Source organism: Brucella sp. LJL56, assembly GCF_054871705.1.
The window spans coordinates 787,577-806,039 of record NZ_JBTXLQ010000001.1; the positions used below are offsets into that span (position 1 = coordinate 787,577).

Genomic DNA, 18,463 nt, shown 5'->3' on the forward strand with positions numbered 1-18,463 from the left:
CATCGTCGTTACGTATTCCAAAACTCTGCCCCATCCGTTCGCGATTGCGAATACCAGTTGATAATGTCATTTGCAATAGAATTGTCAAACCACATTACATTACTGAGAAGTCTTTCTTCTTGAATCGGCAAATAGAAAAACTCGAACTCAACCTTACTAAGACTGGGAAACTTTGAATCGCGATGTGTTCGCGTCGCCGCCCCTGTCATTTATTGAAGGATATGGATGAAGCCGCAGTTCACTGCCGTGCTTCCTTTAATTTGCCCGGCCAGTGTTAGCAATAGTTTTCTCCCTCAAGTTTTCTTGTACGTCGTACAAGACTAACATGTTTCCCTTGCGTAGCTTTTGGCCGCGGAATAGGGCCTCAAAAAGGCATTGCTCAAATATATTTCAACGGATTCAACTCGCTTTCGCCTTTTCCGCCAACTATATAAACACCAGTATCACCCGCCTGAAGGCACGGCTTACCGGCCTTGCAGCAAATCGAAACAGTTTTCATCGGAATTGTGGATGTCTCAAAGCTCCTTCCAACTTCAACCGCCGCATGCAGCCAAACATCCAGTCAATGACACCCGCCACGGGATCACACGCACCGACGATTATGCTTGGTTGCGCGCAGACAATTGGCAGGAAGTATTCAAGGACCCGTCGGTTCTGGCCCCCGAAATTCGTTCGCATCTGGAAGCAGAGAATGCTTATCAGGCAGCATTGATGAACGACACGGAAGCACTGCAGAAAACGCTGTTTGCCGAAATGCGCGCACGCATCAAGGAAGACGACTCGTCCGTTCCCGCCAAGGATGGTCCATTCGCCTATGGCGTGTCCTATCGCACCGGTGGCGAGCAGCCCTATTTCATTCGCACGCCACGCGATGGTGGCGCGGAAACCATCCTTCTTGACGGCGATGTCGAAGGCAAGGACAAGGCCTATTTCCGCCTTGCATCAGCCGATCATGCGCCGGATCACAAGCTTTTGATCTGGGGATATGACGACAAGGGATCGGAATTCTACAAGCTGAAAGTCCGCGATCTGTCTTCCATGAAAGATCTTAAGGACATTGTCACCGATACCAATGGCGGCGGCGCGTGGGATGCGAAAAGCGAAGGCTTTTTCTATACGCGGCTCGACGAGAACCATCGACCGTCCAAGGTTTTCTATCATAAGGTCGGTACGGACCAGACGGACGACCGGCTGATCTATGAAGAAAAAGACCCCGGCTTTTTCCTCGGTGTCGGCGGTTCGGCGCTGGACGACTATATCTTCATCGACATCCACGATCACGAAACGTCGGAATGCTGGCTCCTTCCCGCCAACGATCCGGCAGCAAAGCCGCAACTCGTCATGGAGCGCAAGACCGGCACGGAATATGACATCGCGCCGGGCGGCGACGTGTTCTACATCCTGACCAATGCGGATGGCGCCAAGGATTTCAATATCTGTCAGGCACCGGCATCAGCGCCGCAGAAGGAAAACTGGGTCGAGGTCGTGGCGGAAAAGCCGGGACGCCTGATCCTGTCGCACTCCGCCTACAAGCATCATCTTGTCTGGATGGAGCGCGACAACGGCCTGCCGCGCATCGTGATCCGTGATCGGGAAACCGGCGAGGAACATGCCATCGCCTTTGACGAGGAAGCCTATTCGCTCGGCCTTCATGGCAGCGCCGAATATGATACGGATGTGATCCGCTTCTCCTATTCGTCCATGACGACGCCGGAACAGCTCTTCGACTACAATATGCGGACGCGCGAGCGGAAGCTTTTGAAGACGCAGGAAGTTCCTTCCGGCCATGATGCGCAGGATTATGTCACGCGCCGCGTCTTCGCCAAGGCAGCGGATGGCGAACTGGTGCCGGTATCCCTGCTCTATCACAAGGATACGAAGCTCGACGGCTCCGCACCTTGCCTGCTCTATGGCTATGGCTCCTATGGCATCACCATTCCGGCAAGCTTCAGCACGTCGCGGCTGTCGCTCGTGGATCGCGGCTTTGTCTACGCCATCGCCCATATCCGCGGTGGCAAGGACAAGGGTTTCGCCTGGTATGAAAACGGCAAGCGCGACAAGAAGGTGAATACCTTCACCGACTTCATCGCTGCCGCAAAGCATCTCGTTGCCGAAGGCTTCACCAGTCATGACCGCATCGTTGCGCATGGCGGTTCCGCAGGCGGCATGCTGATGGGCGCGATTGCCAATATGGCACCCGACGCATTCGGCGGCATCATCGCCGAAGTACCGTTCGTCGATGTGCTGAACACGATGCTGGACGACACCCTTCCGCTGACCCCGCCGGAATGGCCGGAATGGGGCAATCCGATCACATCGGAAGCGGATTACCGGATCATCGCGGGCTATTCCCCCTACGACAATGTCAGTCGTCAGTCCTATCCGGCCATATTGGCCGTGGCAGGTCTTACCGATCCGCGCGTCACGTACTGGGAGCCTGCGAAGTGGGTCGCCAGACTGCGTGAACTCAAGACCGACGACCATCCTGTCCTGTTCCGTATCAATATGGATGCGGGCCATGCCGGAGCATCGGGTCGCTTCTCGCGGCTCGAAGAAGTCGCCTACACTTATGCCTTCGCGCTCAAGGTGACGGGCAAGGCGGGCGGCACGCTCTGATCCTCGACATTAAGCATCGCATCCAGATTTTAAGATGCGATGCTTCTCCATTGGAGAAAGCGCGCTATTTCGCTTATAATCTCATAGTATTGTCCAATAGCTATTCTTTTAAGGAGAGTTCGATGTTGCGTCAGGTCATTGCTGTTGTTCTCACTTCCGCATCGCTTGCGGTTTCCGGCCTTGTCGCGCTGCCGATGTCGGCTGAGGCGCAGGTGCGCAAGGACGTCAGCGAATATGCGGGCCAGCGCTGCAATGTGCCGAGAAGAGGCAGCGGCATCATCGTCGGCCAGTTCAGCGGCGTTGACGACTCGCCCTTCATTACCGGCGGCGACGGACTGGTCGCTATCGACCGTGTTCGGTGCTTCAGCAGCATGTCGGAATGCAAGGGCTGGCTCTATACGATGCAAAGCAAATACACCAATGCCGGGGCCGCTACTCTCGTGCGTTGCACCAAGCGCTGAATCCGAATTGTAAAAACTGCGGTTTTCACGAAGCGCTGCGAATGGCATCCTCCCATCACTTGATGCATCGCCCTCGGGCGTCATCTTCGGTTTGGGAGGATCGGAAATGCAGCAGGCCAGCTATGTTCATGGTGCGAGCGACAAGCTTCTCATCGGCAATACGATCGGTCGGCATCTCGATCAGATCGCGGATAAATATCCCGACCGTCCTGCGGTTATCGTCCGTCACCAGAATATCCGGCTGAACTATTGCGAACTCAAACAACTGACCGACGAGCTTGCCGAAGGCTTTCTCGCCATCGGGCTGCGCCCCGGCGAACGTCTCGGCATATGGTCGCCGAACAATCTCGAATGGATACTCACCCAGTTTGCAAGCGCAAAGGCGGGTCTGATCCTCGTCAACATCAACCCGGCCTATCGGGCGCATGAACTGGAATATGTGCTGGCAAAAGTCGAATGCGCGGCGCTCATCCTCGCGCCGTCGCTGAAGACCAGCAATTATATCGATATCCTGCGCAGCATCGTGCCCGAACTGGACGGAGCCCGCCCCGGTCATCTGATGTCGGAGAGGCTTCCCAATTTGCGCTGCGTGATCCGGCTCGGTGCGGAACAGACACCCGGCATGCTGAATTTCGGCGATGTCGCCCAGTCCGGGGATGAAGTCACGCGCGAAGAACTGGCGCAGCTTGCCGAAGAGCTGCAATTTGACGACCCCATCAATATTCAGTTCACCAGCGGCACGACCGGCAGTCCGAAGGGCGCGACGCTCTCCCACCACAATATCCTCAATAACGGGTTTTTCGTCGGCGAGGCGATGCAGCTTTCCGAACAGGACCGGCTCTGTATTCCGGTGCCGTTCTATCATTGCTTCGGCATGGTGCTCGGCAATCTTGCCTGCGTCACCCACGGCTCCTGCATGGTGATCCCCAACGACAGTTTCGATCCCCTTCTCACGCTCCAGACTGTCGAGGAAGAGCAATGCACCGGCCTGCATGGCGTGCCGACAATGTTCATTGCGATGCTCGATCACCCCGAGTTCAGCCGTTTCAACCTCTCAAGCCTGCGCACCGGTATCATGGCCGGATCGCCCTGCCCCATCGAAGTGATGCGACGTGTGGTGAGCGAGATGCACCAGAGCGAAATCACCATCGCCTATGGCATGACCGAGACAAGCCCGGTCAGTTTCCAGAGTTCGACGACCGACCCGCTGGAGCGGCGCGTCTCCACGGTCGGGCGCATTCACCCGCATCTGGAGGTGAAGATCGTCGATGCGGATGGCAACGTGGTTCCGCGCGGTGAAAAGGGCGAATTGCTGACACGCGGCTATAGCGTCATGCGCGGTTACTGGAACGATGCCGAAAGTTCTGCTGGCGCCATAGACGATGCGGGCTGGATGCACACGGGAGACCTCGCGACCATAGACGAGGAAGGCTATTGCAACATTGTCGGGCGCATCAAGGATCTCATCATTCGCGGCGGCGAGAACATCTATCCGCGCGAGATTGAAGAGTTCCTCTTCGCCCATCCCGCGATCAGCGATGTCCAGATATTCGGGATTCCCGACCGTAAGTTCGGCGAAATCATCTGCGCATGGGTGAAGCTGCATAAGGATGGCGAGCTGACCGAGGAAGAACTGACTGAGTATTGTCGGCAGCGGATCGCACATTACAAGGTTCCGGCCCATATCCGCTTCGTGGATCAGTTTCCCATGACTGTGACCGGCAAGATCCAGAAATTCGTCATGCGGCAGGTCATGATCGAGGAACTTGAACTGCAGGAAATTCGAACGGCGTAACGGCGATCGGGACTGCCGATCAAATCGTCATATTCACCAACTAATGAATATTGACCCTCATATTTTCGCTCATGGCGGCTTGCAAAGCGAAGGCGAGAGTGCATATTACGTAAACGTAAGATTTTTGGGAGAGTCTCCATGGAAGAACTGATCGCACGCATCACCTCCAAAGTCGGTATCGATGCGGCAACGGCAGAAAAGGCAGTCGGCATGATCCTCGCCTTCCTGCAGAAGGAAGGTCCGGCAGCAGAAGTTCAGAAGCTTCTGGCGGCATTTCCTGGCGCTGAAGAAGCCATTGCCCAGGTCAAGGGCGGCGGCTTCCTGTCCGGCCTTATGGGTGGTGTGATGGGTCTCGGCTCCCAGCTCATGGGTGCGGGCCTCGGCATGGGTGAAATTTCCGGTGTTGCCAAGGAAACCATCCGCTTCGCCAAGGAAAAGGCCGGCGACGAACCGGTTGACGCCGTCATCGGCGCAATTCCGGGCCTCGGCCAGTTCGTCTGATCGAAGTTTGCATGCTGGAAAAGGCCCCGGTTTCCGGGGCCTTTTTGTTTTTGCCTTTCATCATTTAACCCGGTCCAGTATAAAACAATAGTATTTCAGTCATATTTTTCACGATAACGTGAAATCAATGTAATAACCGCTATAAATTCAGGATGATACTTGCCGCATTGGGGATTTAGCCGACGCGATGATTGCAATGTCCTGGATTGTATCGGATATTTGAACCAAGGGACGAAGTCTGTTCAATTTTTAAATGCGGAGGATCGCATGCGTTTGTTTTTCCTGACTGTCAGCTCTGCAGCGGTATTGATTGCCGGTGTCGCACAGGCCGACGTCATCGCCGATCGTGAGGCAATCATGAAGGACCTTGGACGTTCGGTCGGGTCGATTGCTCCTATGATCAAGGGCGAGAAACCGTTTGACGCTGCCACGGCGCTTGCTGCGCTGGAAAAGATCGATGCAGATGCCAAGAAGCTGGATGTGGATGCGTTGTTCCCGGCAGGTTCGGATCAGGGCGATACCGAAGCTTCGCCGAAAATCTGGGAAAACAAGGACGACTTCGTCAAGCATGTCGAGAAATTCCAGACGGACGCCGCTGCGGCATTGGCAGCCAAACCGCAGGATCTCGATGCGCTGAAGCCAGCCTTCCAGCAGGTTGCCGCCAATTGCGGTTCCTGTCATCAGGCCTATCGCGTCAAGAAGAACTGATCTTCACTGTTGACACACAGCACACCGGACGGAAACATTCGGTGTGCTGGAGCGGCTCCAATGCCTTCGCGCATGTGCAACTGCCCTGCTGAATGACAGCCATAAGAGCGGTCCGCAATTGCCGGAACCGCCAGACGGGAACGGATGGAATGGTCCGAAAACTGGCATATGTCGCAGGCGCTGTGGTCGTCCTTGGAGCCGCGGCTTTCTGGATTCTGACCACGCCGCAGAAGGTGGACGCGACTGTTCTAGATGCGATGAAGCCCGGCGACCCTGTCAAGGGCGAACAGGTTTTCTGGGCGGGCGGCTGTGCTTCCTGCCATGCTGCGCCCGGTGCCTCCGGTGACGCGCGCAAGGTTCTGGCAGGCGGGCACGAGCTGGTTTCAGATTTCGGAACTTTCATCGCGCCCAATATCTCCCCCTCCGAGCAGGGAATCGGCACCTGGACCATCCAGGATTTTGCCAATGCGATGCTGAAAGGCGTCGGAAAGCAGGATGAACATCTTTATCCGTCCTTCCCCTACACATCCTATACAAGAATGCAGCAGCAGGACGTGGCCGATCTCTTCGCCTTTATGAAAACGCTGCCGCCCTCCGACAATGTCGCGGCGCCGCATAAGCTCTCCTTCCCTTTCAATATCCGGCGCGGGCTCGGCCTCTGGAAGCAGCTTTATCTGACCGATCGGCCTGCGGTGGAAATCGCAAATGCCTCCGATCAGGTTAAACGCGGCCAATATCTGACCGAAGCACTTGGCCATTGCGGTGAATGCCATACGCCACGAAATATCATAGGCGGCCTGAACACCGGCCAATGGCTTGCCGGAGCATTGTCTCCGGAGACCGGCAGCGATGGAAAAAGAGGCGTTGTACCGAACATTACGCCGGATGAAGCGGGCATTGGTGGGTGGAGCGAGAAAGACATTTCCTACGCGCTGCAGAGCGGCTTTACCCCGGATTTCGATTCGCTCGGCGGATCGATGACCGACGTGGTTGCGAACATGGCCCATCTCACCGAGGCGGACCGCAATGCCATTGCCGCCTATCTGAAAGCAATTCCAGCCCACCCGAACGGCTATCCTGCGCGTTGAAGTTGCGTTGCAGGCTTCGTCAGCCACCGCGTCCAAGGTTTTTCCTTAAGGCTTCCCCCAAGGCTTTTGCTTGTCGTGACGATAAGCGATGTTTATATCGTAAGTAATAGTTGAACAGAGGGAGCAAGCTGCCTGATGACTGCCGAAGACGCTATTTTTCTTGGCGCGAGCCGCAAGCCTGACGACTCCTACCAGCAGCCGGAATATCTAGCGCTGAAATACGGCAACCGGCACGGCCTCGTCACCGGCGCGACCGGCACCGGTAAAACCGTCACGCTGCAGGTTCTGGCCGAAAGCTTTTCGGCGGCCGGCGTTCCGGTTTTCTGCGCCGACATCAAGGGCGACCTTTCCGGCATCGGCGCGATCGGCGTTCAAAATGACGGCCTGCTCAAGCGCGCGGCGGAAGTGAAGCTCGACCCGTACGAAATGCGCGCCGCGCCTGTGATCTTCTGGGATATTTTCGGGGAACAGGGACATCCTGTCCGCGCCACCATTTCCGAAATGGGACCGTTGCTCCTGTCGCGCCTGATGAGCCTGACCGACGCGCAGGAAGGTGTGCTGAACATCGCGTTCCGTCTGGCCGATGAAGAAGGCCTGTTGCTTGTGGACCTGAAGGATTTGCAGGCCATCCTCGCCGAAATGGCGGAGCGCTCGGCAGAGCTTTCGGGCAAGTATGGCAATGTGAACAAGGCTTCGGTTGGCGCGATCCAGCGTTCGCTTCTAGTCCTCGAACAGCAAGGCGGCTCGAAGTTTTTCGGAGAACCCGCGCTCAAAATATCCGACCTGATGCGCACCACGACCGACGGGCGCGGCGTGGTGAGCGTGCTCGCCGCTGACAAGCTGATGATGAGCCCGCGGCTCTATTCCACCTTCCTGCTCTGGCTGATGTCGGAGCTGTTCGAAGAGCTGCCGGAAGTCGGTGATCCCGACAAGCCGAGGCTCGTCTTCTTCTTCGACGAAGCCCATCTTCTCTTCGATGAAGCGCCGAAGGCACTTGTCGACCGTGTCGAACAGGTCGTGCGCCTGATCCGCTCCAAGGGCGTCGGCGTTTATTTCGTGACGCAGAACCCGCTCGACGTGCCGGAAACCGTTCTGGCGCAGCTTGGCAATCGCGTGCAGCACGCGCTTCGAGCCTATACGCCGCGCGAAACCAATGCCGTGAAGACCGCAGCCGATACGTTCCGTCCGAACCCGGATTTCAACACGTTCCAGGCGATCACCAATCTCGCCACCGGTGAAGCACTGGTTTCCACGCTTCAGGCAAAAGGCGTGCCTTCCATCGTGCAGCGCACGCTCATGCGTCCGCCTTCATCGCGCATCGGCCCGCTGACGCCGGAAGAACGCGCCAAGATCATGGCCTCAAGCCCGGTTGCCGGGCAGTACGATCAGGTTATGGATCGCGATTCCGCTTTCGAAATGCTGGCCCGCAAGGCACAGAATGCGGCGGCAACCCAGCAAAAGACAAAGGAAGAGGAAGAAGGCGGCGGTGGCATTCTTGGCGATCTCGTCGGCACCGCACTTGGTACTGGCCGTCGCTCAGGCCGCCAGACGGTTGCGGAAGCCGCGATGAAGTCCGTCGTCCGCTCGGTCGGCAATTCGCTGGGCCGCGCACTGGTGCGCGGCATTCTCGGCGGCTTCAAGCGTTAGAAAATGCCAGCATCACGCCTTCGCCGGTTTGGCGAAGGCGTAGGCGACCAGGGCATTGGCGTGGCCGTGCCCCATCTCGAACTCCGACTTCAGCCAATTGACGATTTCCATATGCTTGTCGCCCTTTCGCTGCTCGATCAGCGAAAGCCAATGCTGGACAGGCTGTCCGTATTTTTTCTCGATGGACGGGAAATAGGATGCAGGCCCCTTCACGACTTCCTTGGCGGCTTTTTCCTCTGACATGATTTCCCTCCCTCTGCTCCGATGATTGTCCGCGCGGAAAGTGACTGATTTTCGTGGCGGCGGCAAGCATTTACCAGACGCCCGTAATCCACCCAATAAAGGGTTATCAGCGAACGCTTATCCGGGTTTACGATGTATCGCTTTCTGCTTAAGTTCCATCCGCCCAATATCGGGCTTTTGGGGGTAACATCATGAAATTACTAAATATTATTGGCATAGCTTCGGCTGTGCTGTTTGCGTTTGCATCTGCTTCGAAAGCCGATGACCTGATTTTCAATCTGAAGAACGGCACCAATTCCACACTGACCCATTTCTACACGTCGCCGGTTGGGGTTAACGACTGGGAAGGCGATGTTTTCGGCGATCAAGTGCTCGATCCCGGCGAAACCATCAAGATTACGATCGCCGATGGCCGTCGGGTCTGCAACTACGACATGCGCTTCGAGTTCCAGGATAGCGACGATCTCGATACGACCACCGATACGCAGAACCTATGCGAATTGAGCACCTACACCATCGAAGAATAATCGGAAGCGGCGGCAGACCCAAAATATCTGCCGCCCGGATTGCCCTGTGGCTCTGCGGGTCATTCCCTGGAATTATTGTTCCAATGCAGCGCCGCGTGGTGCATCGCTTTTGTAATTGCTGAGAATTTGAGGGCTTGCCAGTAGCGATAATCCTGCACGAGTATCGCTGAAATCCAGCAGTAGCCGCGATTTCCGGGCCGCTCCCATCCCATCAGGCCGCTGTCGCGTGCCCTGGCCAGCATTCGAGCTGTGTTGCTTTGCGACATCCGGTAGCGTGCCGAGATGCTGTTGGACGTCACCTTGCCGATCCAGATTTTATCACCGGAAATCACCCATGGCGCGCGGGACGCAATATCGTGCAGAACATTGTCACCGGATTCCGCATGGGTGAAATTGGCGATACTGGCAACCGGACGGCACCAGTCGCTGCGGTGCAGCAGTTCACGTGTCATCAGCGGCTGCGCGTAGCATAGCAAGTCCGGATAGGCCCGCATCAGTTCGACGCGATTGCCGCCGTCCATCCCGTCGAGCGGGACAAGATGAGTTGTCAGCCAGAGCCGGATCAATTCTTCGGTTTCCGGGCGCGCCCGAAACAGGCGACGCCTGCGGTCCTGCGCCGGAATTGGCTCTACAAGCTTGTAGTGCAGGGTCTCCTGAAGGAACGCAACCGTCGTATTCCTGCTGGCAACAGGCGTACCATGCAGGAACTTCAGCAGGCTGCTCGGAGAGATGGGCGGGCGGTTCGCATTGGTCAGATGCTCGAAGTGGAGTGCCAGCGTCGCATGGCTCAACAGCCATTTCTGCATGTCCGACATATAACGGACTTCGCGGGGCAATCTGGCAGTAATGGCGAGCAGTTCTGCCGCCGTATCCGTCAGACAATTATGAAATCTGGAGTTCGCGATGAACTTGACAGGCTCGATAATGGCGGGTGGAACGAGAACCGGTCGAAAAACAGACGCTATTGACATGATGAACAGATGCCGGATGAAGATCAACCCCGGTAGTCCATTTCCCCAACAGCAGCAAGCTAAAACAGTAGCGTGCTAATCATGTGATACTCAAAGTCGCCATAAAAAACCCGGACAGGAACTGTCCGGGTTTTTGCAATCTGCCGTTTCAGCGCTCGTTATTACATAACGAGGATCGGCGATTTCGCCGGTACGCGATCATAGAGATCGATGATATCCTGGTTCAGGAAGCGCACGCAGCCCGAAGATACCGCCTTGCCGATCGACCACCATTCCGGGTTGCCGTGCAGGCGATACAGCGTGTCCTTGCCGTCCTGGAAAATATAGAGTGCGCGGGCGCCGAGCGGGTTCTTCAGGCCCGGAGCCATGCCGCCGTTCTTGGCGCTGTACTGCACCAGTTCCGGCTGGCGGGCGACCATTTCATCCGGCGGGGTCCAGCGCGGCCACTGGCGCTTGTATTGGATCACAGCACGGCCTGACCATGCGAAGCCTTCGCGGCCGATGCCGACGCCGTAGCGCATCGCCTGTCCGTTTTCGAGGACGAGATAGCAGAAGCGGTTGGCCGTATCGATGACCAGCGTACCAGGCAGTTCGCCGGTCGGGTCCTGCACAACCTGACGCAGATAGCGCTTGTCCATCTTCTGGATCGGAATTGCCGGAAGCTGGAAGCCACCATCTTCGACGGCGGCGTACATCTGCGCCCAGCCGCCATAAGAAGAGTCGACATTGGCCTGCGGGGTGCGGTTGATCGGGTTGCCCGACTGATCCACATCAATGATTGGAACATTCTGCCCCAACTGAGCGCAACCGGCCAGACCGGCGGCCGCTGTTGCTGTCATAGCCGTCAGGAAGGAACGGCGGGTAAGGGTCGTTTGCATATGAAAACCAGTTTAGTGACGGGAGGGGTTACTGATACACATTCAGGGTTAACGAATTGCGACCCGGCCAATTGTGGCAGATACGCGGCGAGCCATCGAAACGGCCGAAAATGGCTGTTTCCGGTGATTGGTTGCACGGAAAACGCCCGAAAAATGTGGCATACGCCCGTTCGCAATGCGGCTTAAACATGGCGAAAGCCCACCAGTAAGGCTCGTGTTGCAGCCGCGACACAATTTTGGGTGCTAGAGCCTGCTTCCAATATAATCGAACAGTTCAAATTTTAGTGAGCACTTAGTCGAGCAGTTGAAGGCTCGGCAAAATGAGCGCCGGAGCAAACTGCTTGTACTCGTCAGGCTGGTTGGACCGATTGATCCAGACCCCACGCATGCCGAACCGTACCGCACCTGCCACATCCCAGCGATTCGAGGACTGGAACGAGATTGCCGACGGGTAAAGCCGCCATTGCAGGGTTATAAGCTCATAAACAGCCGGGGCGGTCTTGTATTTCCTGACTTCATCGACCGAAATCACATCATCCAGCAGGACGTCGAGCGCTGCCGAACGCACTGCGGATTCCAGCATTGCGGGCGATCCGTTGGAGAGAATTGCAAGCCGTGCGCCCTTCTCCTTCAGGCTTTTGAGAGCGGCTGGCACTTCCGGATAGCAATCAAGCTTCCAATAGGCATCGAGCAAGTCATTGCGCAGTGCCGGATCAACGGAAGGATAGCGTGCAAATGCGAAATTAAGGGAATCCTCGGTGAGTTTCCAGAAATCGCTATAGGCGCCCATCAAGCTCAACACCCAGGAATATTCAAGCTGCTTTGCCCGCCACAGTTCGGAAAATGCCCGTTCGTCCGGCCCGGCTTTATCTGCATGTCGTCGCACCGCCGAATGGACATCGAACAATGTGCCATAAGCGTCGAAGACATAAGAATTGTAGGACACCATTTCCTCCTGTGAGGGCCCGCCACCCATCGCGAAGCATAAAACCAGATTTGGGTCATGTTACTGTGATTTCAATAATAATTCATTGTCTTGAAGCTGAATTGCCCGCTGGTGCCATTGCCGCCCGCGCTATTGCGGCCTATGTAGATTCCGCACGCAAGTTTTGAGGCAGCATCCGCTTGGCCCGCTGCAAGCTGCCCATGTAAGCTGCCATGTAAGCTGAAAGAAAAGAGGAGAGTTTCCAATGGCTTTCGAACTGCCCGCCCTGCCGTATGACTATGACGCCCTTGCGCCTTTCATGTCGCGTGAGACGCTTGAACTTCATCACGACAAGCACCATCAGGCCTATGTCACCAATGGCAACAAGCTGCTCGAAGGCTCCGGCCTCGAAGGCAAGAGCCTGGAAGAGATCGTCAAGGAAAGCTACGGCAAGAACCAGGGCCTCTTCAACAATGCCGGCCAGCACTACAACCACATCCTGTTCTGGAAGTGGATGAAGAAGGACGGCGGCGGCAAGAAGCTGCCGGGCAAGCTTGAAAAGGCAATCGAGTCCGATCTTGGCGGCTACGACAAGTTCCGTGAAGATTTCATCGCTGCCGGTGTCGGCCAGTTCGGTTCTGGCTGGGCCTGGCTGTCGGTCAAGAACGGCAAGCTCGAAATTTCCAAGACCCCGAACGGCGAAAACCCGCTGGTTCATGGCGCAACGCCGATCCTCGGCGTCGACGTGTGGGAACACTCCTACTATGTCGATTATCGCAATCTGCGTCCGAAGTACCTCGAAGCCTTCGTCGACAACCTCATCAATTGGGAATTCGTCGAAGAGCTGTACGAAAAGGCCTGACGCCTTTCGTGCAGGAATAAAGAAAAACCCCGGTTTTGCCGGGGTTTTTTGTTACTGCTATTCCCTGATTACCTGCACGCCCACATGCTGCGCGCGCCCTGCTCCCCATCCGGCAATGGCAGCCCCCAGCCCCAGCACGGCGAAGAAAAGGCCACAGGCGGTAAAGCTGCCCGTTGCACTGTGGATCATCCCGACGATGAGCGGGCCGATTGCAGCAAGCGTGTAGCCGACGCACTGCGCCATGCCGGACAGATGCGCTGCCGTGTGCGAATCCGGTGCGCGCAGCACGATCACCATCATGGCAGCGGCAATGAGCCCGCCCTGCCCGATACCCTGAATGATCGCCAGCCCCCAATAGGTCCAAAGCGGCAGGTAAAGAAACCCGATCAGCGGCAAGGCCGCACAGGCACACAGAATGACATTGAGCAGACTCTGGTTCTTCTGGCGGGTGGCGATGGAAGGCACTGCGAGACAGGTGATGACCTGTGCCAGTATCGAAAAGGAAACCAGACCGCCTGCTGCTGCCGGGCTCAGGCCCTGCTCGCGCAGGATCGGCGCCAGCCATCCGAAGACGATATAGGCCGTGGAAGATTGCAGGCCCATGAACAGCGTCACCTGCCAGGCCAGCTTGTCCTTCCACAGGCCGATTACCTTGAAACCCGAATGCGCGACATTGTGTTTCGCGCGCATGGCCTGCGGCAGCCACAACAGCAGAACGATTGCCGCCGGAACCGCCCAGAAAGCCAGGGCAAGGTTCCACGAACCACCGAGCATTCCCTTGATCGGTATGGTGAAACCGGCAGCAGATGCAGCACCGCCGCACAGCGCCATCGTATAAAGACCAGTCATGATGGCTGCAGTTTTCGGGAAGTCACGCTTGACGACCCCCGGAAGCAACACATTGCCCGTCGCAATGGCCGCACCGGCCAGCGCCGCGCCTATGTAAAGGGAATAGAACGTACCAAAGCCGCGGATTGCCGTCCCGATAGTCAGAACTACCAGCACGAACAGCAGAACGCGCTCCGCACCAAAACGCTGTGCCAGACGCGGCGCGAATGGTGCAAAAATGCCAAGGCAGAGCACAGGCAAGGTAGTCAGAACACCGGCTGCAACGGATGACATACCGGTGGCGTCGATGATTTCCGGCAACAACACGGAAACGCTGGAGAACACCGGTCGCAGATTGGCCGCGATCAGCACGAGGCTCAGCCCCAACAAAATGCGCAGCGCCTTGCTTGGCGGCTGTTGGACCGGTGGCGGCGGAACGCTGTCAGCCTCTGCATCGACCAACGCTTCCGGCTGCGATACCACCTCATTATCTGCCTTAATCGACGGAGCTGTGTTCGTGTGGCTCATGATGCCAGCAACCTTTCAAGTTCTTCAATCAGGGGCGCCATGAAACGGCGAACCGTCGCTCCGGCCTTGTCGGGATCGCCCGAGGCGATGGCTTCGACGATCTGGCGGTGCGCTTCATGGTTCGGTTCGGGCAGTTCGCCGTCGAGCGTGGCTTCTATGGATTCACGAATGGAGGCTGAGAAAAAGGCATAGACCTCAATCAGCGCGCTGTTGCCCGAGGCAGCGACGATGGCTTCATGAAAGGCAAAGTCACGGGCAACGAAAGTTGCACGGTCGAGTTCGTCGCGATTGCCGCGCTGCACCAGCATCTTCTCCAGATGCGCAATCATTCTGGGCGTGATGCGCTGGGCAGCCAGACGTGCGGCTTCTGTTTCCAGAACAGCCCTGGTCTCAAAGCGGTCGCGCAGGCTGGTATGACGGATACGATCAAGGCTGCGCACCGTGTCGGCAGCCGAACGAACATAGGTGCCGGAACCCTGCCTGGTTTCCAGCATTCCCTGCGCCACCAGCGCCCGCACGGCTTCGCGTACCGTGCCGCGGCTGACACCGAGTTTTGCCGAAAGCCCGGCTTCATTGGGCAATTGATCGCCAATCGCCCAGCGCCCGGATGTGATTTCCGTCCGCAAGGATTGCGTGGCGGCATCCGTTAGGCTCTTGCGAGATATCGTCTTCATCTATTCACCAAAGTCATCTGATGACTTGATGAATTAGACCTGTGTAATGAAGCTGTCAACCCTTATGAAGAAACCTGATTGCGGGCTGGTGTGGTGGATTTGAAATTCCTATCGCTACACTGGAAACCACCGCCGCATTCCGTTAACAATTTTCGCGCACAGTGCCCCATAATCCAGCCGTTCGAGATTTCGAGCCAGACTTCAGGTGCCAGTATGATTACACTTTACAGCCTCTCCGGAGACCATCTCGAACAAGTCGAAGTCGAGCCGGGCAGTCCGCTGCCTGAGAATGTAATCTGGATCGACCTGTTTGCACCCGGCGTCAATGAGGACAGCATCGTCGAGGCGTGGACGGGCATTTCGATCCCGACGCGCGAGGACATGACGGAGATTGAGGAATCGAGCCGCTTCTATATGGAAACCGGCGCGCAATATCTCACGGTCCCGATCCTGCATGCGGTCGATCTCGACCATCGCGAACTGGCGCCGGTCACCTTCATCCTGCACGGTTCGCGACTGATAACTGTGCGCTACGCCAATCCGAAGTCATTCAGCACCTATATTCTGCGCTCGACCAAGCCGGGGAACGGTTTGATATCACCCAAATGCTCGGGCCTTTCGATCATGCTCGGCATCACCGAAGCCACGACGAACCGGCTCGCCGATATTCTGGAAGGTGTGGCGGGCAAGATTGATGCGGCCTCGCATTCCATCTATCGCCGTCAGCCCAAAGCACGCCCGATGACGACACAGGACTTCCGGCACATACTGACCCAGATCGGCGGACAGGGAACGTTTCTCTCACGAATGCGGGAAAGTCTGGCAGGCGTCAGCCGCATGCTGGTCTATCTGTCGGCCACCAATAATCCGGCATCCGGCAAGAAAGAGACGCGTAGCTGGATCAAATCGCTGGAGCGCGACACACAATCGCTGACCGCCTATGTAGACTTTCTGTCCAACAAGGTCACGTTTCTGCTCGATACGATTGTCGGGCTGATTTCAGTCGAGCAGAACGCCATCATCAAGATTTTCTCTGTGGCGGCGGTTGGTTTCATGCCGCCAACGCTGGTGGCTTCCATCTACGGCATGAATTTCTCCTTCATGCCTGAACTGCACTCGCCATGGGGCTATCCGATGGCACTTGGCCTGATGGTCGCTTCCGCCTTGCTGCCGCTCTATTATTTCCGTCGCAAGGGTTGGCTGTAGCTTGTAGTGACAACACAGGCGCACCATGTTATATCATGTGTTATAACATAGGAGAAAAGCCATGAACGTGACCCTGCGCAAGATCGGCAATTCCGACGGTGTGATCCTGCCCAAGGAAGTGCTGGAACGGCTTAACCTGCAGACTGGAGACAAGCTCCAGATTATTGAAACGCAAAATGGCGTAACACTGGAGCCTATCGACGATACTTTCGAGCAGCAGATGGAAGCGGCCCGGAAAGTGATGGACAAGTACAAGGTCGCCTTGCAGAAGCTCGCCGAATGAACTGGCGTTTCCTTTCACGACGTGTTGTTGAGGCAATCCACGTCGAACAATTGCAACGCCATGGCGGCGCTCAGGGGCTTCGAGATGAGAATGCCCTTGAGTCTGCCTTGGCTCGTGCTCAGAACAAGCAGGTTTATGGCGAGCCGGATCATGCGGATATCGCAGCCGCCTATATCTTCGGAATAGGCCGCAACCATGCTTTTGTGGATGGTAACAAGCGCACTGCTATCGTTACCGCTGTTACGTTTCTGCTCGTCAACGGTTATGCGCTGACCGCAGATGACGGATTACTTTACAGCTTCACGATGGGCATTGCTTCGGGCGAAATCGATGAATTGGGTGCTGCGGCGTTTTTCCGTGATCATACGGTCGCGATAGAAGAAGATTAAACAACCTTAGAGCGCGTTTCGATCTGATTGGATCAGATCGGCGCTCTAAGCTTTTCTTTCCAAAGCATAATCTTGTCGATCCTCGTTTCACTCCGGTCGGATTATGCTCTAAGCGACACGATTTCCCAGTCTACATTGTTGATCTTCACGACATCGCCAAGCGGCTTGCCGAATAGCAGGATTGCAACCGGCGCAACGTGGGAAATCTTGCCGTTTGACGGATCAGCTTCGTCCTCGCCAACGATCATCCAGCGACGGACCTTGCCGTCGTCCAGATTTTCCAGTTCCACCGTCATGCCGAAACGCACGACATCGCTGTCGGAATCGGGAACCGAAAGCTCGGCATTTTCGCGCCGCGCCGTCCAGTAGCGCAGATCGCGCGAAACGCGCGCAATCACCGAACGTTCACCCGCGATATTAGCGTCCGCCAGTTCGCGCTGCAGTCGGGCGAGTTCATCCTCGATCATCTTCAAGCCGTTCGGCGTGACGAGATTGCGATGCGGACTGACCGGGCGCTCGCCGAGATCGGTTGGCGCATCATCCCGTTCTTTGGTGAAAGCTCTGCTCATCAGATGAATGTAAGCAGTCGACAGCTCCCCGGCAAGCCTGTCCGTCACTTCCTCCGTCAGCCCACGCAATGGTTAAACGCATGTTTTTCATATCTGGTTTTTATTGATTGATGAGTCAATCAACGATAAACTGGATCAAAACTAGTCTGAGAATGGACCAGGACGATGCCTAAGATCGGGATGGAGCCCTTACGGCGGCGCGAGCTTATCGACGCTGCCATTCGCACCATCGGCCAGCGCGGTTCGCTGGACGTGACTGTCGCGCAAATCGCGCATGAGGCAGGCGTTTCGCCTGCGCTCGCGCATCATTATTTCGGCGGCAAGGACAAGCTCATCCTCGCCACCATGCGCCATCTGCTGCGTGAGTTGGGCAACGATCTGAATGCGGCAATTAAACGGGCTGAGACGCCGCGGGAGCGCATCGCAGCCATCATTGCAGTCAATTTTTCCGCATCGCAGTTCGCGCAGGAAACCATTGCAGCCTGGCTCACCTTCTATGTGCATGCGCAGCAGTCGGAAGACACGCGTCGGCTACTGCGCATCTACGCACGCCGCCTGCATTCGAACCTCGTTTTTGCGCTCGAACACCTGACCACGCGCGAACGGGCCGCTCGTATCGCCGAAGGTGCCGGTGCAATGATCGACGGTCTCTACATCCGTCACGCGCTCGGTGCCGATGCGCCGGATGCAGCTTCGGCCATAGCGCTGGTTGAGGATTACATCGGCATTCAACTTTGCGAGCAACTTTCGGGGGAGAAATGAGT

General features: G+C 56.5%; 20 protein-coding genes and 1 pseudogene. 13 read left to right on the top strand and 8 right to left on the bottom strand.

Features of this window, described 5'->3' with window-relative positions; translation table 11 throughout:
* Window positions 1-510 precede the first annotated feature (510 nt).
* The 7 genes from ACYSN1_RS03895 (at window position 511) to ACYSN1_RS03925 (ending at window position 8,816) form a co-directional block, all read left to right on the top strand.
* Window positions 511-2,616, top strand: a complete 2,106-nt coding sequence (locus ACYSN1_RS03895) for a S9 family peptidase (RefSeq protein ID WP_461724477.1) — start codon at window positions 511-513, stop codon at window positions 2,614-2,616.
* Window positions 2,617-2,738: 122 nt separating this feature from the next.
* A complete protein-coding gene (locus tag ACYSN1_RS03900; protein ID WP_461724478.1) occupies window positions 2,739-3,077 on the top strand; it encodes a hypothetical protein in 339 nt (112 codons plus the stop codon).
* Between the two features lie 106 nt (window positions 3,078-3,183).
* Window positions 3,184-4,872 carry an AMP-binding protein gene (locus ACYSN1_RS03905; RefSeq protein WP_461724479.1) on the top strand — a complete coding sequence of 563 codons (1,689 nt, stop codon included), beginning with the start codon at window positions 3,184-3,186 and terminating at the stop codon, window positions 4,870-4,872.
* Window positions 4,873-5,010: 138 nt separating this feature from the next.
* Window positions 5,011-5,373: a DUF2267 domain-containing protein gene (locus ACYSN1_RS03910; protein ID WP_010661572.1), complete on the top strand. Its 363-nt coding sequence runs from the start codon at window positions 5,011-5,013 to the stop codon at window positions 5,371-5,373.
* A gap of 267 nt (window positions 5,374-5,640) precedes the next feature.
* Complete coding sequence (locus tag ACYSN1_RS03915; protein WP_461724480.1) at window positions 5,641-6,081, top strand: c-type cytochrome; 441 nt, start codon at window positions 5,641-5,643, stop codon at window positions 6,079-6,081.
* 149 nt (window positions 6,082-6,230) lie between these two features.
* Window positions 6,231-7,169, top strand: a complete 939-nt coding sequence (locus ACYSN1_RS03920) for a c-type cytochrome (protein ID WP_461724481.1) — start codon at window positions 6,231-6,233, stop codon at window positions 7,167-7,169.
* Between the two features lie 135 nt (window positions 7,170-7,304).
* Complete coding sequence (locus ACYSN1_RS03925; protein ID WP_461724482.1) at window positions 7,305-8,816, top strand: helicase HerA-like C-terminal domain-containing protein; 1,512 nt, start codon at window positions 7,305-7,307, stop codon at window positions 8,814-8,816.
* A gap of 12 nt (window positions 8,817-8,828) precedes the next feature.
* Here the strand turns inward: ACYSN1_RS03925 and ACYSN1_RS03930 are convergent, their stop codons facing one another.
* On the bottom strand, window positions 8,829-9,059 hold the full coding sequence (locus tag ACYSN1_RS03930) for a DUF4287 domain-containing protein (RefSeq protein ID WP_461724483.1): 231 nt from the start codon (window positions 9,057-9,059) through the stop codon (window positions 8,829-8,831).
* 191 nt (window positions 9,060-9,250) lie between these two features.
* Between ACYSN1_RS03930 and ACYSN1_RS03935 the strand changes: the two genes are divergently transcribed.
* The gene (locus tag ACYSN1_RS03935; RefSeq protein ID WP_461724484.1) at window positions 9,251-9,586 is read left to right on the top strand and encodes a hypothetical protein; all 336 of its coding nucleotides are present in this window, start codon (window positions 9,251-9,253) and stop codon (window positions 9,584-9,586) included.
* Between the two features lie 59 nt (window positions 9,587-9,645).
* Here ACYSN1_RS03935 and ACYSN1_RS03940 read toward each other — a convergent pair whose 3' ends face one another.
* The 3 genes from ACYSN1_RS03940 to ACYSN1_RS03950 form a co-directional block, all read right to left on the bottom strand.
* Window positions 9,646-10,557: a hypothetical protein gene (locus ACYSN1_RS03940; protein ID WP_461724485.1), complete on the bottom strand. Its 912-nt coding sequence runs from the start codon at window positions 10,555-10,557 to the stop codon at window positions 9,646-9,648.
* Between the two features lie 161 nt (window positions 10,558-10,718).
* On the bottom strand, window positions 10,719-11,435 hold the full coding sequence (locus tag ACYSN1_RS03945) for a L,D-transpeptidase (protein WP_461724486.1): 717 nt from the start codon (window positions 11,433-11,435) through the stop codon (window positions 10,719-10,721).
* Window positions 11,436-11,727: 292 nt separating this feature from the next.
* On the bottom strand, window positions 11,728-12,381 hold the full coding sequence (locus ACYSN1_RS03950) for a haloacid dehalogenase type II (RefSeq protein ID WP_461724487.1): 654 nt from the start codon (window positions 12,379-12,381) through the stop codon (window positions 11,728-11,730).
* Window positions 12,382-12,625: 244 nt separating this feature from the next.
* Between ACYSN1_RS03950 and ACYSN1_RS03955 the strand changes: the two genes are divergently transcribed.
* Complete coding sequence (locus ACYSN1_RS03955; protein WP_461724488.1) at window positions 12,626-13,222, top strand: superoxide dismutase; 597 nt, start codon at window positions 12,626-12,628, stop codon at window positions 13,220-13,222.
* A gap of 57 nt (window positions 13,223-13,279) precedes the next feature.
* On the opposite strand, the gene ACYSN1_RS03960 is transcribed toward ACYSN1_RS03955, so the two are convergent.
* Window positions 13,280-14,578 carry a CynX/NimT family MFS transporter gene (locus ACYSN1_RS03960; protein ID WP_461724489.1) on the bottom strand — a complete coding sequence of 433 codons (1,299 nt, stop codon included), beginning with the start codon at window positions 14,576-14,578 and terminating at the stop codon, window positions 13,280-13,282.
* The gene (locus tag ACYSN1_RS03965; RefSeq protein WP_461724490.1) at window positions 14,575-15,252 is read right to left on the bottom strand and encodes a FadR/GntR family transcriptional regulator; all 678 of its coding nucleotides are present in this window, start codon (window positions 15,250-15,252) and stop codon (window positions 14,575-14,577) included. The genes ACYSN1_RS03960 and ACYSN1_RS03965 overlap by 4 nt, the downstream gene beginning before the upstream one ends.
* A gap of 213 nt (window positions 15,253-15,465) precedes the next feature.
* Here ACYSN1_RS03965 and ACYSN1_RS03970 point away from each other — a divergent pair, with 213 nt between their 5' ends.
* From ACYSN1_RS03970 to ACYSN1_RS03980, 3 genes are all read left to right on the top strand, one after another.
* Window positions 15,466-16,458 carry a magnesium transporter CorA family protein gene (locus tag ACYSN1_RS03970; RefSeq protein WP_461724491.1) on the top strand — a complete coding sequence of 331 codons (993 nt, stop codon included), beginning with the start codon at window positions 15,466-15,468 and terminating at the stop codon, window positions 16,456-16,458.
* Between the two features lie 61 nt (window positions 16,459-16,519).
* The gene (locus ACYSN1_RS03975; RefSeq protein ID WP_109987897.1) at window positions 16,520-16,741 is read left to right on the top strand and encodes an AbrB/MazE/SpoVT family DNA-binding domain-containing protein; all 222 of its coding nucleotides are present in this window, start codon (window positions 16,520-16,522) and stop codon (window positions 16,739-16,741) included.
* A complete protein-coding gene (locus ACYSN1_RS03980) occupies window positions 16,738-17,130 on the top strand; it encodes a type II toxin-antitoxin system death-on-curing family toxin (protein ID WP_461724492.1) in 393 nt (130 codons plus the stop codon). Before ACYSN1_RS03975 ends, ACYSN1_RS03980 begins: the two co-directional genes overlap by 4 nt.
* Window positions 17,131-17,133: 3 nt before the next feature.
* Here ACYSN1_RS03980 and ACYSN1_RS03985 read toward each other — a convergent pair.
* Window positions 17,134-17,221, bottom strand: a pseudogene (locus ACYSN1_RS03985) (invasion associated locus B family protein); the annotation flags it as partial.
* Window positions 17,222-17,231: 10 nt separating this feature from the next.
* Entirely contained in the window at window positions 17,232-17,699 is a 468-nt protein-coding gene (locus ACYSN1_RS03990; protein ID WP_461725270.1) for a GreA/GreB family elongation factor, read from the bottom strand.
* Window positions 17,700-17,864: 165 nt separating this feature from the next.
* Between ACYSN1_RS03990 and betI the strand changes: the two genes are divergently transcribed.
* Window positions 17,865-18,461, top strand: coding sequence for a transcriptional regulator BetI (gene betI, locus ACYSN1_RS03995; protein WP_461724493.1), 597 nt, complete (start codon window positions 17,865-17,867; stop codon window positions 18,459-18,461).
* Window positions 18,462-18,463: the final 2 nt, after the last annotated feature.

What these genes read in the sequence shown, in the direction of transcription:
- ACYSN1_RS03930 (WP_461724483.1), bottom strand. Translation starts at nt 9,059, where the DNA reads ATGTCAGAGGAAAAAGCCGCCAAGGAAGTCGTGAAGGGGCCTGCATCC.
- ACYSN1_RS03955 (WP_461724488.1), top strand. Translation starts at nt 12,626, where the DNA reads ATGGCTTTCGAACTGCCCGCCCTGCCGTATGACTATGACGCCCTTGCG.
- ACYSN1_RS03945 (WP_461724486.1), bottom strand. Translation starts at nt 11,435, where the DNA reads ATGCAAACGACCCTTACCCGCCGTTCCTTCCTGACGGCTATGACAGCA.
- ACYSN1_RS03940 (WP_461724485.1), bottom strand. Translation starts at nt 10,557, where the DNA reads ATGTCAATAGCGTCTGTTTTTCGACCGGTTCTCGTTCCACCCGCCATT.
- ACYSN1_RS03905 (WP_461724479.1), top strand. Translation starts at nt 3,184, where the DNA reads ATGCAGCAGGCCAGCTATGTTCATGGTGCGAGCGACAAGCTTCTCATC.
- ACYSN1_RS03960 (WP_461724489.1), bottom strand. Translation starts at nt 14,578, where the DNA reads ATGAGCCACACGAACACAGCTCCGTCGATTAAGGCAGATAATGAGGTG.
- ACYSN1_RS03915 (WP_461724480.1), top strand. Translation starts at nt 5,641, where the DNA reads ATGCGTTTGTTTTTCCTGACTGTCAGCTCTGCAGCGGTATTGATTGCC.
- ACYSN1_RS03935 (WP_461724484.1), top strand. Translation starts at nt 9,251, where the DNA reads ATGAAATTACTAAATATTATTGGCATAGCTTCGGCTGTGCTGTTTGCG.
- ACYSN1_RS03990 (WP_461725270.1), bottom strand. Translation starts at nt 17,699, where the DNA reads ATGAGCAGAGCTTTCACCAAAGAACGGGATGATGCGCCAACCGATCTC.
- ACYSN1_RS03925 (WP_461724482.1), top strand. Translation starts at nt 7,305, where the DNA reads ATGACTGCCGAAGACGCTATTTTTCTTGGCGCGAGCCGCAAGCCTGAC.
- betI (WP_461724493.1), top strand. Translation starts at nt 17,865, where the DNA reads ATGCCTAAGATCGGGATGGAGCCCTTACGGCGGCGCGAGCTTATCGAC.
- ACYSN1_RS03895 (WP_461724477.1), top strand. Translation starts at nt 511, where the DNA reads ATGTCTCAAAGCTCCTTCCAACTTCAACCGCCGCATGCAGCCAAACAT.
- ACYSN1_RS03920 (WP_461724481.1), top strand. Translation starts at nt 6,231, where the DNA reads ATGGTCCGAAAACTGGCATATGTCGCAGGCGCTGTGGTCGTCCTTGGA.
- ACYSN1_RS03980 (WP_461724492.1), top strand. Translation starts at nt 16,738, where the DNA reads ATGAACTGGCGTTTCCTTTCACGACGTGTTGTTGAGGCAATCCACGTC.
- ACYSN1_RS03900 (WP_461724478.1), top strand. Translation starts at nt 2,739, where the DNA reads ATGTTGCGTCAGGTCATTGCTGTTGTTCTCACTTCCGCATCGCTTGCG.
- ACYSN1_RS03970 (WP_461724491.1), top strand. Translation starts at nt 15,466, where the DNA reads ATGATTACACTTTACAGCCTCTCCGGAGACCATCTCGAACAAGTCGAA.
- ACYSN1_RS03965 (WP_461724490.1), bottom strand. Translation starts at nt 15,252, where the DNA reads ATGAAGACGATATCTCGCAAGAGCCTAACGGATGCCGCCACGCAATCC.
- ACYSN1_RS03975 (WP_109987897.1), top strand. Translation starts at nt 16,520, where the DNA reads ATGAACGTGACCCTGCGCAAGATCGGCAATTCCGACGGTGTGATCCTG.
- ACYSN1_RS03910 (WP_010661572.1), top strand. Translation starts at nt 5,011, where the DNA reads ATGGAAGAACTGATCGCACGCATCACCTCCAAAGTCGGTATCGATGCG.